Raw genomic sequence first — 14,704 nt, 5'->3', positions numbered from 1 at the left:
TGATATAATCCAATTTATATATTTATATAATTATTATACAAATTTAATTATAGTCAGGAGATGAAAAAATGTTTCAAGGAATGGATTATGTTTATGAGGTTTATAAGGAAGGCAGCTTTTCAAAAGCCTCAAAAAATCTTTATATAAGTCAGCCAGCATTAAGCGCTTATATTAAGAAAATAGAAACATCATTAGGTGTTCCTTTGTTTGATAGAAGTACAACACCTGTACACTTAACTGAGCCAGGTAAGATGTATATACAAGCTGTACTTCAAGTTAAAGCCATCCAAAATAATCTTGAAGAGTACTTTCAGGATATAACAACTCTAAAAACAGGGAAAATTTCTATTGGTGGTGCAACTTTCTTTTGCTCCTTTGTACTTCCTGACATAATAGCAGAATTCAAAAAGCAGCATCCTGGTATAACTGTGGATTTGGTTGAAGTAAATTCCTTTGGTTTACAGGAAGAATTGATGAAAGAAACAATTGATTTAGGTATAGAGTGCTGTTATTTAGATACAAAGCAATTTGAAAATCACGTAATTGGAAAGGAAAATATTATTTTAGCAGTCCCAAAAGACTACAAAATCAACGATGAATTAAATAACTACCGCTTATCCTTTCAAGATATATCTGAGAACAAACATCTGTCGCCAGATTTTCCATCTGTACAGTTAAATAAATTTGCAAATGAGCCCTTTGTGATGCTTAAAAAAGGTAATGATATGTATACACGTGGTATGAAACTTTGTCAGCAAGCTGGATTTGTGCCAAAAGCAGTAATGTATCTAGATCAATTAATGACATCTTATCATATTGCTTGCAAAGGTATTGGAATTGCATTTATACGAGATTCTTTAGTACGCTATATGAACTTTAATCAAGATGTTTACTTCTATAAACTAGACGGGGAGCTTTCTAGTAGAGAACTTGTTTTAATAAGAAAAAAGAATCGATATTTATCTAAAAGCGTTGAAGTATTCATAAATTCACTTACATCTTTTTTGAAAGTGTAAGAGGTTTATTATTTTTTATATATTAATTTGTCCATAGACTTTCCTTGCATACTTAATAGTAAATCTGCTGATAAAACATGTTTATCAGCAGCATGGTTGCTTCAATTAGTTTTTATTTTATCCTCGTTTGCTTCCTTTAGCTTTTGCAAATTTTAAAATATGATTAATTATAATGGACTAAATATTATCTTTTTGCAGATTAGCTTCTAAATACTCTACTCCAAATTCATGCATCATTTCAAGTATAGGTATGATTTTTTTACCAAATTCAGTTAATCCGTATTCTACCTTTGGTGGAACAACAGGGTAAACATGCCTGAAAATAAGCTTATCTTCTTCCAAACTTCTCAATTGTTGAGTAAGCATTTTCTGCGTTACATCTGGTAGCTTTTTCTTTATATCATTAAATCTCAATACTTTGCTACTTAAATACCATAGTATCATAATTTTTCTTTTACCTGACAGGAGCTTCTGAACAAGAGCCATTGGGCAAACATCATACTTTATACATTCCTCACTCATATAGCAACTTTCATGTCTTTTTTCATCACTTATCACATTATCACCTCATTATTTTAAGTATCTTTTTCGATACTATAGCTCAATTAAGTGCTTACTTGTAAAACACTAGATATGAAACCTATTTAAAAAGTTTCTTAATTAACTTTAACTGCTTCTCTGTAAATGAAGGATATATAATGGAATTATTTATACCCGCAGGCTTCTTTAATATTCCTTTTCTATGTGAAAATGTAACAAAGCTGTCCTTGCCATGATAAGCACCTATTCCTGCATTACCAACGCCTCCAAATGGAAGGTATGGATTTGCAGTATGCATAATTGTATCATTAACACAGGCATTTCCAGAACTTATCTCGCTTAACACTTTACTTTCAACTCTTTTATTTCTTGTAAACAAATAAAGTGCTAGTGGTTTAGGTAAATTTCTAATCTTTGTTATTATATTATCTAAATTTTTATATGTCATAATTGGAAGAACAGGCCCAAATATTTCTTCCTGCATAGTAGCTGCATCTTCAGAAGATATTTCTATTAACGTTGGTTCAATATACCTATCTTCTTCATTCCAGTGTCCACCAAATACAATGCCATCCTTATCCTTTTCAAGCATAGCTTTAATACGATTAAAATGTCTTCCATTTACAATCCTTCCAAAGGAATCATTTTTCTCTATATCCTCTCCATAGTACTCTGTGAGTGCATTCATCATTTCTGTAATAAGTTCATCTTTTACCCTCTCATGTACCACAACATAATCAGGTGCTACACATGTTTGCCCTGCATTAGCTGTCTTTCCCCATATAATCCTTCTTGCTGCCTCTTTAATATTGGCACTTTCCTCAACAATAACTGGGCTTTTCCCACCAAGTTCAAGAGTAACTGGAACTAGATTCTTAGCTGCTGCCTGCATCACTATTTTTCCTACAGCAGCACTACCAGTAAAGAAGATATAATCAAATTTTCCATTAATTAATGATGTATTTGTATCTATTCCACCTTCCACGCACCCTATATATTCCTTATCAAAGGCATCTTCAATCATTTCTTTAACAACCTTTGATGCATTGGGTGTCATTTCAGATGGCTTTAAAAGGGCTGTATTCCCAGCTGCCATTGCCCCTATTAATGGTTCAATAAGTAATTGAAATGGATAATTGTATGGTCCTATTATAAGCACAGATCCATAGGGTTCACTTATAATATAGCTTTTTGCAGGCATTAGATAAATTGGTGTTGGCCTTTTTTCAGGTCTTGCCCATTTCTTTAAATTTTTTATCACGTGGGTAATACTATTATATACATATCCAACTTCTGTCATATAGGCTTCATTTTTATGTTTTCCAAGATCTTTATTGAGTGCCTTTAATATCTGTTCTTCATACTTTTTTATACTTTGTTTTAATATTCTCAATTGTTTAATTCGAAAATCAATATCTTTGGTAACTTGTGTATTAAAATATTTCTTCTGTTCTTCTAAAATCAGCTCTACATCTTGTGTACTTAGTTCTTCCGTGTTCATAGTATTTTTCCTTTCACTTATCCAAAATCAACATCTTATTGACTATTATAGACTATTATTATTCCTTAGATACTCTGCAATGGAAATCATCATTTGTTTTTCCCATAAATGAAGTAATACAATAATTATAATTGAAATTAGTTCCGGAATTCCACTTGATTTTTATACCTATTCAAATTTTATAGATGGCTGCCAATACTGCAAACATTTATCTATTTTTAAAGTCAAAAAAAGATAAATTTTTATATGTATGAAAGGCACCTTTTACGAAACTTCTACATAATATAAATTATTATTATGAATTTATGGAGTGTGAGTTTATGAAAGGTAAATTACGAGATGTTTTCCCAGGTGGAAATACATCAAAAGGTTTTTATTCATTTTATAGGTACATTTTAAGTCAAGAGGAAGCGAGAAGAATAATATGCATTAAAGGCGGCCCAGGAACAGGAAAATCTTCATTAATGAAAAGTGTAGCAGCTTATTTCAATGATAAGGGATACGATGTTGAATTACATCACTGTTCTTCAGACAATAATTCTCTTGATGGTGTTGTGATAAAAGATATTAATGTTGCATTACTTGATGGAACAGCACCACATGTGGTAGACCCAGTAAATCCAGGAGCAGTAGATGAAATACTCAACATGGGACAATGCTGGAATGAGGAAGGATTTAAAAATCATAGGCGAACTATTATTGACATAAACAAAGAAGTAGGAAAAACTTTCAGACGAGCTTACAGGTATTTGGGAGCTGCGAAGATGGTTCACGATGATTGGAGCAATTTTAATAATGAAGCGCTAAATATATCAAAACTTAATGCTTTAAAAGAAGACTTAAAGAAAAAAATACTTGGAAATTCCCCTATTACCCGTCAAGGATTTGATAGACACTTATTTGCAACTGCCTTTACACCAAATGGCATTATAACCTTTGTAGATACTCTTTATAAAGATTATAAAAATATTTATGTTTTAAATGGCGGACCCGGAACAGGAAAAAGCGAAATAATGAATTATATTTCTAAAGGAGCATTAAAACGCGGTTTTTATGTTGAAGTATTCCATGATCCATTTATTCCTGAAAGAATAGAACACATACTTATTCCAGATTTAAGTGTTGCTATTATTTCATCAAACGAAATAAATCAAAAAAGCTTTGAAGGAATTCAAATTTCCACTGAAGATTGCCTAAACCCTAATGTTATCAATAAATATAAAGATGAAATAGAAGTATGTAAAGATTATTTCTATAAGCTTATAAATAAAGCTCTTACGCTCATAGCTAGTGCTAAATCACTTCATGACGAGATGGAGAAAAGCTATATTCCAAATATGGACTTCGCAAAGCTTGATTCAGTTAAAGAGGATATTATAAAGAAAATTGAAATATATGAAAAAGAATATTTAGAAAGTAAGTAAACCAAAATGAGGGTTGATTTAATCAACCCTTTATCAATTTATCATTTTAATGATTTACCTATTTCATATGCATTTTTCATTAATTTCATATTGTTTCTTGAAACTTCTGGAGTAAATGCTTTTGTTGCTACAATTCGTTTTACTTCCTTAAACCCAATACCTTTTAGACTTTTAGATAAATATCTAAAATATTTATGGAATATAAGTTTAAATGGTGCAGCTTGAGAATAAACCATTATTAACTGTTTTTCACCAAACCTTGGTATATGTTTTCCCATATTTATTTCTGTTAAAGGGTACAGTCTGTCCAATAATAATTTAGTTTGCGCAGATACTTGACACATATATACTGGCGAACCAATTACTATGATATCTGCTGACTTTATATCTACATAAGCCGATTGCATATCATCGTTAATACAGCAAGTATCATGTTTTCTACAGTATAAGCAGCCCTGGCAGCCTTTTATGTTCATATCATTTAGGTAATATATTTTAGTTTCTAATTCATTTTCTCTTGAACCTTCTAATATCTTTTTTACAATGCTATCAATATTGCCATTATGTTTTGCACTTCCAACAAAAGCTACTATTTTTTTCATAATTAATTCTCCATTCATGTAATTCCTCATAATATATAACTATATCACAATATAGTACTATCGCTACATAATATAATACTAATAATACGAATATCAATTGTTGCCCTAAAATCTTTAATTGCTGCTTTTGCTAGTAGTAACAGTAGAGTAAATAAGACCATTTCTGATATACCAATTGCATATCCCTCAAAATCTATTCTTGTAATGCTTTCAACAATAAAAATAGTAAAAGCCATTGATAAGTAGGTCAAGACGTAAACTATTAATTTTACATTATCCATGTCATCTGAAGATTGTTCATTACACGCTTAAAAAACAGTAAACTTCTCTTCATAAATTATTTTCCCATTCCTATCTAAACCTTTTAAATATTTTACTTTGCCGCTTTGCATATCTTCATTCCAATAGAAAATGAACATTTTGCTTTCATCTAAAGCATATTTTGATGAATTTGCTTTACTTTTATCTTCAAGCAATATCGTAGTTATTTTGGGGTCATTTACATAGCCATATATATCTATTATCATTGCATCTTCTTTAATTCTTGAGCCAGACAAACTATAAGATACTTGTTTTGAATAATCTATTAGAGTTCCTGCCACTTGGTCGCCTGGGTACCATTTAATTACTCCTCTTCTAACGGTATTTGCCGAAAACCAATCCTTATATCGGCATAAATATATTTTTCCTCCATCTAAGTCTATAGTTTTAATTATCTTCGAAGGCCCATAATGATATGTCCTCTCTGACTGTTCATGTGCCTTTACAGGTGAAAAACTTCCATAAGATAAAATTGAACACTTCCAGCATATTACTACAAGTGCTATGGCTATAATCCATTCCATAATTGCGCTATGTTTCTTATTTAGCTTCATTATTTTCACCTTCTTTCCCAAGTGAAATTTTCATTTCACTTTTCCTATCATACCATTCTAGTTTAAGTATTATATATTTTACGCCTTCATCTATTCTATCAGTATTAATTAATCCATCCTGTCCCCATACCTTTCCTGAAGACTGACCGCCTTTGTATTGATATTGCTTTCCTTTATCATCAAATATATTAATAGCACCTTGGCTAAAAGACCATCCTTGCTCAAACCTTATAAATGCATATCTAATATATGTTTTGTCTTCGGTATTAACAATTCTTTTAATTAATATAGTATCCTTGTCTATTTTCATTTCCTTTCCTACTTCAATTACCTGAGCCTTTTTTGTATTAACCAGTGTCTTAAGGTTTTCATTACAATATTTACTCTCTGGTAAACTTGTAAACCCAGTTGTAGTAAGTATAATTAAACAAATTGCAATTATTGTTCTTCTTAACCCCTTAATGACATCTACCCCCTTTATAAGAATTTATAGCAATAGAATGCTTTCTTTTTATACTGAACTTTTTATCTATATTTTAGCATATTCATTATTTGAATAAACATATAACTTTAAAGAATAGTTACTTACTAATATATTTAAAAACTTTAAAAATAGCTAAACTATCAAGTGTAGTAATTATGTAAAAACAAGAGGTGATAATATGTTCAAGAAGATTTTTACCAATGATATAATCTATAAAAGTCTTTACAATGGTAAATGGATTGAAAGCTCATCAAATAAATTAATTGAAATAAAATCTCCTGTAGACGACTCCTTAGTTGGAAAAGTTCAGGCTATGAGCAAAGAAGAAATTGATAGAGCTATAGCAAACTCTAAAGAAGCAGGAGTAAAGTGGGCTGAAACTCCTATCAATGAAAGAGCTGAGATTCTTCATAAGGCAGCAGACATATTAGAAAAAAACAAAGAAGAAATAGCTGAAATATTGGTACGTGAAATAGCAAAGGATAGAAAATCATCCATTTCAGAAGTGCAAAGAACTGCTGATTTTTTTAAATTTACTGCTGATGCAGGAAAAAATTTAGAAGGCGAATCAATTATGGGAGATAAATTTCCAGGTGGAACACAAAATAAAATTTCAATTGTAACAAGGGTACCCCTTGGAACAGTTCTCGCAATTTCACCTTTTAATTATCCAATTAATTTATCTGGCTCAAAAATTGCACCAGCATTAATTGGAGGAAATACAGTTATATTAAAACCACCAACACAGGGTTCCATTAGTGCCTTATACTTAGCACAGGCATTAAATGAGGCAGGTCTTCCACCAGGAGTAATGAATACAATAACAGGAAGAGGCTCAGACATAGGAGATTATATACTTACACATCCTGGGATTAATTTTATTAACTTTACTGGTAGTACAGCGGTTGGAAAACATATTGCCAGCATTTCCACTATGGTTCCCCTGCTTATGGAACTTGGAGGAAAGGATGCTGCTATAGTCCTTGAAGATGCTGACTTAGAGCAAACTGCATCTGATATTGTCTCTGGTGCCTATTCTTATTCTGGCCAGAGATGTACCGCTGTTAAAAGAATACTTGCCACTGATGAAGTAGCAGATAAATTGGTTCCTTTATTAAAAACTAAGATTGAAAGTTTAAAGGTGGGAAGTCCAGAGGATAATTGCACTATTGTACCTTTAATAGATAAAAGATCTGCAGATTTTGTTCAGGAATTAATTGATGATGCAATTAATAAAGGAGCAACCTTAGTTACAGGAAATAAAAGAAAGGAAAATCTAATCTATCCAACGCTATTTGACAATGTAACTACGGATATGAGGCTTGCATGGGAAGAACCCTTTGGTCCAGTTGTACCTATAATAAGGGTAAAAGATATGGATGAAGCCATAGAAATAGCAAATAAATCCGAATATGGCCTGCAGTCTTCTGTATTTACAAAGGATATTAACAATGCTTTTTATATAGCAAAAAAACTAGAGGTTGGTTCTGTTCAAATTAACGGCAAAACTGAAAGAGGCCCAGACCACTTCCCATTTATAGGAGTTAAATCTTCTGGTATGGGTACCCAAGGTATAAAATACAGCATTGAAGCTATGACTAGACCTAAGGCTATAGTTATAAATTTAGATAAGTAAATACTTAAGGTAAAGCTGCTGATAAAACATGCTTATCAGCAGCATAATTATTTTAATTAGTTTTTAAATAATGCTGAGAGTTTTATAAGTAAGAATGTGTTACAAAATATAAATAGTTGATTTTTATGGAACACTCGGAAAGTTCTACTTAAGTTCCTTTATTATCTCTTCAGTACCATCATTTTTTATAAATTTAACTTGAATATCTTTGGCATCATTGACGGCATACCAGAATCTTTTATCGCCTTCAACCTCTATTATTTCTGCTTGTTCTTTACCTACCAATACTTTAGAAATAGATTTGTCATTAATTGCTCCTGAATATATGTGTGGCGTATCATTTATTAAAGTCCAGTTAATAGGCGAATTCCATTTTGCTCCTCGTGTACGCCTCCAATTCCACTTATTATTTTCTTTTTCAAAATATCCAATAAAAATAACATCTTCTTGTGATCTATTTTCTACAAATACCGCAATAGCATCATTTTCATGAATAACATTCATTTCTGTATGGATGAGTGAATAAGAAAAATTCTTTTCTCCTTCGTGCATCTTCTGTATACTTGTGTTAAAAAAATTCCCGAATGTTTCTTCTTTCGAACACCCAATTAAAAATGCAATACACACTAAAAATATAAAAATAAACTTCTTTTTCATTTTCTCCCCCTGATAAACAATTTTTATGAATTATCTATAACCTTTAAATGGTTTTTGCTCTGCATAATACGGATATATATTGCTGTCTATTTTAATTAATTCTTTACCATCTGATGAAAGGCCAATAATATCAAAATCTGATCCCTGAAATTTATCCATATATACAAGCCATATTCTAGTCCCATATGCATTAATGATTTTTGCTTTATCTTCAATATTTCTTTTTCTCTCAATAACTTTTACTTCACTAATATCAGGATTTCCAATTACTCCAAAATATATTGGAAGTGCGGTTTTTTCTACATTAGGAAAGTAGATATGCGATATACCAAACTTACTTGAAACGAGTTTTATATCCATTTGTACGCCACTGTAAGCAGTTTTATATCCACCTATACCTTTTCTTACAACCGCAGTGTACAATCCATTACCATCTGAAATATAGCTAAATACTATGCTTCCTTTATCGTTTTTTTCTTCATGAATAATACTTATTGGCTTTGTGCCAGGTGGACTTATTGCCTCTTCTATTGTTTTTGCACCAGTATTAAATTTAATAGCTAAAAATAACGGGACAATCATTAATACTAATACAATGAATATCACTTTCTTTTTCATAAATTCTATCCCCCTTTACCCCAAATTCATTATATAATTTATCATCATATAGTATATAGTTATGTTGACACATAAGAAACTTGTGTCTTATTTTTTCTTTTCCGGAAAATATAAGTAACAAAAAATCCCCTATCATCTTGATTTTCAATATACTCAATTAACTCAAAGAACTTTGATATATCTTGAAAATCAGTTGGTTGGATTAAATCTTCCTTTCTAATTTTAAAATCAGCTTTATGCTTATGTCCAAAACCACAAACAAATAAAATACCTCCGTCAGTTATATGACTTTCAATATCTTTAAGTTGCTGTTTATTCAATCTATAATGATTAATTAAAATGTTGTCGTGAATTCCAATATCATCTAAACAATTTGGCATAGTTAAATCAATTTGCATTGTATTTACTAAATAACTATTTCTTTTAGCAAACATATTCAAGCGTTCAAGCCCTTTACTGCTAAAGTCTACTCCTGTAACTCTAAAACCTTTCTTAAGTAAAAATAAAGCATTTCTACCATCACCGCACGCTATATCAAGGACAGTTCCTTTTTTAAAGCATTCTATATTGTCAACTATTGATTTTTCTGGACTTAATGGATTGTCACTTCTATTAGCAAATTTTTCATCCCAATATTCTTCATTTCCCATATACTCCATATCATAGCCTCCTGTCTATATGTTTTGCCTTTTTTACTCTTATATTCCAATTATAACATTGTTTTAAAACAATACCCAAATGCTGAGTTAAGCTATACCTAACTCAGCATCTTTTATTTTTGACTTCTTAAATTAATGAGCGGAACCCTATAAAACTTTTAAAACATATATATTTTTATGTTGCTTAATAATATAGTTGCGCTTATAAAAATATTTTTCATTAGTATAGTTATATATTTAGTAATGCCTTTGAAATTTCATCGAATCTTTCATCAGATATACCAAGTTTTTTCTTAAACTTTTCATCATTCATTCTTTCAACAATTATCTTGTCTGGAGACAACTCCTTAATAACATTTTTTATCTTATTAACAGCTTCCTCTGTATCATTATAGCCCTTGATGATTGTTACTTCTAAGATGAATTTTCCTTTATACTGTTTATTAAATAAAATCATATTTGAAATATATTCTTCTAGTGTATATCCTTCAATTGGTCTTTGAATCTTTTGAAAATCTTCTTCTGAAATTGCTTTTATCTCTCCAATAACTTCATCACACTTATTGGTTATTTGTATATATTCATCCCTACCTAATAAATAGCCGTTAGATAAAAGCCTTACAGGTACTCCCTTACTTTTGATTAGGTGAATAACATCACTAACTTTGCTATTTACAAGAGCCTCTCCCTTTGAATTAATAAAAACTAATTCTATCTTATTATTTCCTATCATACCTTCTAGTTCTCTTAATGAGTCATTCATTTCATTAAAGGACTGTTGTTTATCTACTTTATTATATGACCTTCCAATAGGACAAAATATACAGTCAAAATTGCAATACTTTTCTGGCAGTATATTTACCTCCAGTACCCTCTTACCATCTTCAATATAGATCTCTTTATAACTAAAACCAGCCATTCCTATCCTCCCAAAGTTACTCTATTACTACTTCTTTATTATTAATATCTAAAATTGAAATCTTACTTGTTCCACCTAAATTATCTTGTACTATTTTTGATAGTTCTTTTAATGCGTTCTCAAATTCTATTAATCTACTTTCGTCAATTAATTCAATACATAAAAAAGCATTAGTTGTGTGTTCGGTAAGCATTGTTCTTACTGATTCACGCCAGTTCCAGCATCTGCAAATTGCGCCCTCATTATCCTTATATATTATTTCACCTTCATATGGTGGTTCACTTTTATCTGTTCCTAATGTAACAAAATCTTCATTTCCCTCAGCCGCAGTCAATCTTATACACCCTGCAAATGTATCAATGTCCTCCCCACCGCAGGGTAATGCGTATCTTAGTGAAATAGAATTATAAATATCAACTAATGGGTTAATAGTTCCTATGTGATTTCCATTATGAACTCTTTTTAGTAATGCCTCTATGGATGATCTTGCACCTTTCTTTGTCTTAAATTTTTGGAATGCTTCTCTCCATACTTTTATTACATCATTTTTACTAAATTCTTCATTTTGTAAATGCTTTAATGCTTCCTTTTCTGCCTCTGAGATCATTTCTGCATATTGATCTTTATCTTTTATAGAATTATCTATACCACAACAAATAACAATCCCGATCTTTGCATTAAGAAATAGACTCCAAAATGAATCTTCAATGACAAACTTTTTCATCAAAATACCTCCAGTATTAAAAATTTTAAAATAAAAAAAGCCCATGGAAATATTACTAAATATCTCCCAGGCTTTTATCCTTCCGTGTACACAGTAAACTGTGCGTTTTCTCTCGGACCTGCCAATGATAAATTGCGGAACCCTAGAAAACTAAACTATATAGTATTATAATTTGCAAATATAAATGAATTTTAGCACAATATGAAACTTGAATCAACACAATATTAATCTGATATTATTTTATTCACACGTATTCTCACTCAAATACGGGCTGCATGTCATATAGGCATAATTCTCCGTAATATATTAATCTTTTATAAATCTTATATTATCATAACACTTTCTATATAGAAAATGTTTCTCCTAGCCCTATCACAATGCCATTTTATCTCCATAATGTGGTATAATTTAATTATATTACAAAACTATAAAAATAAAAGGAGATGTCATATGGAGCTAGGAGATAGATTTAGAAGCGGTAGAGAATTTATAAATAAATTTCTTTGGATTATAGGCATTCCTATATTTTTAAATCTGACACAGCTCTTTTCATATCAATTTATTTATAAAACAAATTATTTGCCAATTACAAAACTATTTACAATAAAGATAGGTATTATACCAGCCCCTCCAAGTGTAAGCTTTTTATTAGAAGATTTTCCATCGCCGCTATTTCAATATAATAATATTAGGGGACTTAGAGGCATCATATACGAATTCAATTTGTTTAATGTGTTTCTTATGATTACTTTTATTTTGATAACAAGCTTCATAAGCAGCGGATATTTCAGCGTCATAAGTGCTAAAGAGGAATCCAGGCCAGGGATTAGAGATTTTTTTATAAATGGAAATGAAAATTGGTATAAGTTTTTTATACTGCATATTATTGAATTTATACCTTTTGCTTTGGGAATTGTTAATAAAAGATTTGCATTCTTAGCGATTATGAACTTTATATTTATGTACGTGGAATATTCTATCGCTGTTGATGGCGGAAGGTTAAATGATAATTTTAAGAAAGGAATTTCATTTTTATTTAATAATTTAGGATTAACAATAAAAATGGCATTTTATTATGGAGTGATTTTTTCATTATTAAACATAGTTGTATATCTCCTGGGAAGCTTAGGAACCCTGGGAGTTATAACTGATATTATCATATTAGCTTACTTTGGAGCAATAGTTAATAGAGCGGTTTTAGAAGTATACACTCTTATAAGCAAATATGATGTAATATAAGAAATGCGGCGTAATTTTTACGCTGCATTTTTAGTTATCCTGCTAACCCCTGAATATTATTAATTATACTTTAAATTTATTTAGTGACTCACATAAACTATTTGACATCTCTGCAAGATGATTCATAGAAGATGCTACCTCTTCGATAGAAGCTGTCTGTTCTTCAGTTACAGAAGCAACTTCTTCTGTAACTGAAGTATTTTGATCTATCATTGTTACCATATTTTTTATGGACTTTTCCACAGATGCTGCATTTTCACTAATTCCCTTTGTTTCATCGGCAACTTCTTTTATTTTATTTGCCATTTCAAAAACAGAATGTTGTATAAGATTAAATGAATTATCTGTTAATTCAAGTGAAGTTTCCTGTTCTTCTATTGATTCCTTTACATTAGTTACTTCATCTACAGCTTTCTCAATATCATCTTGTACTTCTTCTATTAAACTGCTTATCCTTTGCGTAGATTCCTTTGATAATTCTGCTAACTTTTTCACTTCATTGGCTACTACTGTAAAGCCCCTACCAGCCTCACCTGCTCTGGCTGCTTCTATGGAGGCATTTAATGATAATAAATTTATTTGCCCTGTAATTTGATTTATAAATTCTACAACCTTTCCTATTTCATTGGATTTAGTAGATAGGTCAGAGACTACATCTGTTACATTTTGCGATACTTTCTTAGTATTAGTCATTCTATCACCTTGCTCTTTTAGGCTTGTAGTCCCACTAATTACAGTTTCCATTGCCTTGTTTGCAAGTTCGCTAATATATACCGTATTTTCGGTTATGATATTTAATCCTTGTACAACACCATGAACTGCTTTATCACTTTGTTCCGCTAATTCAACCTGTTTTGATGCATTTTCTGCTATGCTCACTATGGTTCCTGCAACTTCTTCTGCAGATGTACTAATTTGGTCAGAGGCTCTCATTATATCTTTAGAGGATGCTGATACAGTTATGCTTGTATCTTTAGCTTCATAAATTAAATCTCTAATTTTATCAATAAATCTATTAAATCTTTCTGTAACTTCACCTAATTCATCCTTTTTATATATTTTTCCACTAATGATAAGATCCCCATTTTCTGCTTGTTCCATTAATATCTTAAATTGTTCTATAAACTTTGTAATACCTTTATATGTAGAGATAATCAAAACAGTAAAGAAAATAATTAAAATGATACCAAAAATTAAGATATACATTAGATTTCTATTAAAATTTTTTGCATCAATATCGGATTGTTTTATCATTTTTTCCATTTCTAGCTTCGCTTTATCTTGTATTTGTTTTACTAATAAATCCATATCATCAGTAGGTTTTCTGTCAATGCCTTTTACCAATCCATCTACTATGCGGTAGCTTTCTATATTATTTGGGTCATAGCTTTTAATTGCTTTGCTATATTTATCATATAGTTCTTTATGATTGCTAAGTAATGTATCAACTGGAGAAGTATCCATACCTTGTTTTGCCATGTCTTCCTTAAGTTTTAATAGCTGTGACTTAACATTATCATTTTCCTTTGAAAACTGAGAGTAATATTTCTTGAAAGCTTCAGGCTCATGTCCTCTTAGCAAGGTATTTTTCCATTCCTGTACCTGTTTCTTGAAATCAACTTGAGCTTGTCTTGTTTCATCAACCATATTTATATATTCAGCAGTTATTTGTAACCTGCTTTTGTGTTTTTCATTAAAATCTTTAAATGTCATCCATGAAAAACTGGTGATAATAAGTATAAATATCATGATAAATCCTATTAATCCATATAGTCTTACGCTTATTCCTTTTCCGCCTTTCATTTTAACC

15 protein-coding genes and 1 riboswitch are annotated in these 14,704 nt (G+C 30.6%); of the genes, 4 read left to right on the top strand and 11 right to left on the bottom strand.

What is annotated here, in order from left to right:
- Positions 1 to 68: 68 nt before the first annotated feature.
- Positions 69 to 1,016: a LysR family transcriptional regulator gene (locus JOC70_RS00660; protein ID WP_204597002.1), complete on the top strand. Its 948-nt coding sequence runs from the start codon at positions 69 to 71 to the stop codon at positions 1,014 to 1,016.
- A 177-nt stretch (positions 1,017 to 1,193) separates the two neighbouring features.
- Here the strand turns inward: JOC70_RS00660 and JOC70_RS00655 are convergent, their stop codons facing one another.
- Positions 1,194 to 1,574: a winged helix-turn-helix transcriptional regulator gene (locus JOC70_RS00655; RefSeq protein WP_341534832.1), complete on the bottom strand. Its 381-nt coding sequence runs from the start codon at positions 1,572 to 1,574 to the stop codon at positions 1,194 to 1,196.
- Positions 1,575 to 1,656: 82 nt separating this feature from the next.
- Positions 1,657 to 3,057 (bottom strand): aldehyde dehydrogenase, encoded by a 1,401-nt coding sequence (locus tag JOC70_RS00650; protein ID WP_204597001.1) that lies wholly within the window; start codon positions 3,055 to 3,057, stop codon positions 1,657 to 1,659.
- Between the two features lie 320 nt (positions 3,058 to 3,377).
- Here JOC70_RS00650 and JOC70_RS00645 point away from each other — a divergent pair, with 320 nt between their 5' ends.
- Positions 3,378 to 4,481, top strand: coding sequence for a PRK06851 family protein (locus JOC70_RS00645; protein ID WP_204597000.1), 1,104 nt, complete (start codon positions 3,378 to 3,380; stop codon positions 4,479 to 4,481).
- Positions 4,482 to 4,522: 41 nt separating this feature from the next.
- Here JOC70_RS00645 and JOC70_RS00640 read toward each other — a convergent pair whose 3' ends face one another.
- The 3 genes from JOC70_RS00640 to JOC70_RS00630 form a co-directional block, all read right to left on the bottom strand.
- Positions 4,523 to 5,083, bottom strand: coding sequence for a flavodoxin family protein (locus JOC70_RS00640; RefSeq protein WP_204596999.1), 561 nt, complete (start codon positions 5,081 to 5,083; stop codon positions 4,523 to 4,525).
- A 308-nt stretch (positions 5,084 to 5,391) separates the two neighbouring features.
- Complete coding sequence (locus JOC70_RS00635; protein ID WP_204596998.1) at positions 5,392 to 5,958, bottom strand: hypothetical protein; 567 nt, start codon at positions 5,956 to 5,958, stop codon at positions 5,392 to 5,394.
- Positions 5,945 to 6,286, bottom strand: coding sequence for a hypothetical protein (locus JOC70_RS00630; protein WP_341534856.1), 342 nt, complete (start codon positions 6,284 to 6,286; stop codon positions 5,945 to 5,947). Before JOC70_RS00630 ends, JOC70_RS00635 begins: the two co-directional genes overlap by 14 nt.
- Before the next feature lie 334 nt (positions 6,287 to 6,620).
- Between JOC70_RS00630 and JOC70_RS00625 the strand changes: the two genes are divergently transcribed.
- Complete coding sequence (locus JOC70_RS00625; RefSeq protein WP_204596997.1) at positions 6,621 to 8,078, top strand: NADP-dependent glyceraldehyde-3-phosphate dehydrogenase; 1,458 nt, start codon at positions 6,621 to 6,623, stop codon at positions 8,076 to 8,078.
- 144 nt (positions 8,079 to 8,222) lie between these two features.
- Here JOC70_RS00625 and JOC70_RS00620 read toward each other — a convergent pair whose 3' ends face one another.
- The 5 genes from JOC70_RS00620 to JOC70_RS00600 form a co-directional block, all read right to left on the bottom strand.
- A complete protein-coding gene (locus tag JOC70_RS00620) occupies positions 8,223 to 8,735 on the bottom strand; it encodes a hypothetical protein (protein ID WP_204596996.1) in 513 nt (170 codons plus the stop codon).
- A gap of 30 nt (positions 8,736 to 8,765) precedes the next feature.
- Complete coding sequence (locus JOC70_RS00615; RefSeq protein ID WP_204596995.1) at positions 8,766 to 9,353, bottom strand: hypothetical protein; 588 nt, start codon at positions 9,351 to 9,353, stop codon at positions 8,766 to 8,768.
- A gap of 59 nt (positions 9,354 to 9,412) precedes the next feature.
- Positions 9,413 to 10,012: a class I SAM-dependent methyltransferase gene (locus JOC70_RS00610; protein ID WP_204596994.1), complete on the bottom strand. Its 600-nt coding sequence runs from the start codon at positions 10,010 to 10,012 to the stop codon at positions 9,413 to 9,415.
- A 229-nt stretch (positions 10,013 to 10,241) separates the two neighbouring features.
- On the bottom strand, positions 10,242 to 10,931 hold the full coding sequence (locus tag JOC70_RS00605; protein WP_204596993.1) for a radical SAM protein: 690 nt from the start codon (positions 10,929 to 10,931) through the stop codon (positions 10,242 to 10,244).
- Positions 10,932 to 10,947: 16 nt separating this feature from the next.
- On the bottom strand, positions 10,948 to 11,655 hold the full coding sequence (locus JOC70_RS00600) for a B3/B4 domain-containing protein (RefSeq protein ID WP_204596992.1): 708 nt from the start codon (positions 11,653 to 11,655) through the stop codon (positions 10,948 to 10,950).
- Positions 11,656 to 11,716: 61 nt separating this feature from the next.
- Positions 11,717 to 11,812, bottom strand: a riboswitch (guanidine-I (ykkC/yxkD leader).
- Positions 11,813 to 12,105: 293 nt separating this feature from the next.
- On the opposite strand from JOC70_RS00600, the gene JOC70_RS00595 reads away from it, so the two are divergent.
- The gene (locus tag JOC70_RS00595; protein WP_204596991.1) at positions 12,106 to 12,894 is read left to right on the top strand and encodes a hypothetical protein; all 789 of its coding nucleotides are present in this window, start codon (positions 12,106 to 12,108) and stop codon (positions 12,892 to 12,894) included.
- A 63-nt stretch (positions 12,895 to 12,957) separates the two neighbouring features.
- Here JOC70_RS00595 and JOC70_RS00590 read toward each other — a convergent pair whose 3' ends face one another.
- Positions 12,958 to 14,697 carry a methyl-accepting chemotaxis protein gene (locus tag JOC70_RS00590; protein ID WP_204596990.1) on the bottom strand — a complete coding sequence of 580 codons (1,740 nt, stop codon included), beginning with the start codon at positions 14,695 to 14,697 and terminating at the stop codon, positions 12,958 to 12,960.
- Between the last annotated feature and the right edge of the window lie 7 nt (positions 14,698 to 14,704).

Origin of the sequence: Clostridium pascui (assembly GCF_016908015.1) — a bacterium.
Classification (GTDB): Bacteria; Bacillota; Clostridia; order Clostridiales; family Clostridiaceae; genus Clostridium_AK; species Clostridium_AK pascui.
The sequence above is the reverse complement of the archived record's forward strand: the minus strand, read 5'-3'. Positions and strand labels throughout refer to the sequence as shown.

Excerpts from the sequence above, each read along its gene's own strand:
- JOC70_RS00595 (WP_204596991.1), top strand. The coding sequence starts at position 12,106 with ATGGAGCTAGGAGATAGATTTAGAAGCGGTAGAGAATTTATAAATAAA.
- JOC70_RS00650 (WP_204597001.1), bottom strand. The coding sequence starts at position 3,057 with ATGAACACGGAAGAACTAAGTACACAAGATGTAGAGCTGATTTTAGAA.
- JOC70_RS00615 (WP_204596995.1), bottom strand. The coding sequence starts at position 9,353 with ATGAAAAAGAAAGTGATATTCATTGTATTAGTATTAATGATTGTCCCG.
- JOC70_RS00660 (WP_204597002.1), top strand. The coding sequence starts at position 69 with ATGTTTCAAGGAATGGATTATGTTTATGAGGTTTATAAGGAAGGCAGC.
- JOC70_RS00610 (WP_204596994.1), bottom strand. The coding sequence starts at position 10,012 with ATGGAGTATATGGGAAATGAAGAATATTGGGATGAAAAATTTGCTAAT.
- JOC70_RS00600 (WP_204596992.1), bottom strand. The coding sequence starts at position 11,655 with ATGAAAAAGTTTGTCATTGAAGATTCATTTTGGAGTCTATTTCTTAAT.
- JOC70_RS00620 (WP_204596996.1), bottom strand. The coding sequence starts at position 8,735 with ATGAAAAAGAAGTTTATTTTTATATTTTTAGTGTGTATTGCATTTTTA.
- JOC70_RS00635 (WP_204596998.1), bottom strand. The coding sequence starts at position 5,958 with ATGAAGCTAAATAAGAAACATAGCGCAATTATGGAATGGATTATAGCC.
- JOC70_RS00590 (WP_204596990.1), bottom strand. The coding sequence starts at position 14,697 with ATGAAAGGCGGAAAAGGAATAAGCGTAAGACTATATGGATTAATAGGA.
- JOC70_RS00625 (WP_204596997.1), top strand. The coding sequence starts at position 6,621 with ATGTTCAAGAAGATTTTTACCAATGATATAATCTATAAAAGTCTTTAC.
- JOC70_RS00640 (WP_204596999.1), bottom strand. The coding sequence starts at position 5,083 with ATGAAAAAAATAGTAGCTTTTGTTGGAAGTGCAAAACATAATGGCAAT.
- JOC70_RS00645 (WP_204597000.1), top strand. The coding sequence starts at position 3,378 with ATGAAAGGTAAATTACGAGATGTTTTCCCAGGTGGAAATACATCAAAA.
- JOC70_RS00605 (WP_204596993.1), bottom strand. The coding sequence starts at position 10,931 with ATGGCTGGTTTTAGTTATAAAGAGATCTATATTGAAGATGGTAAGAGG.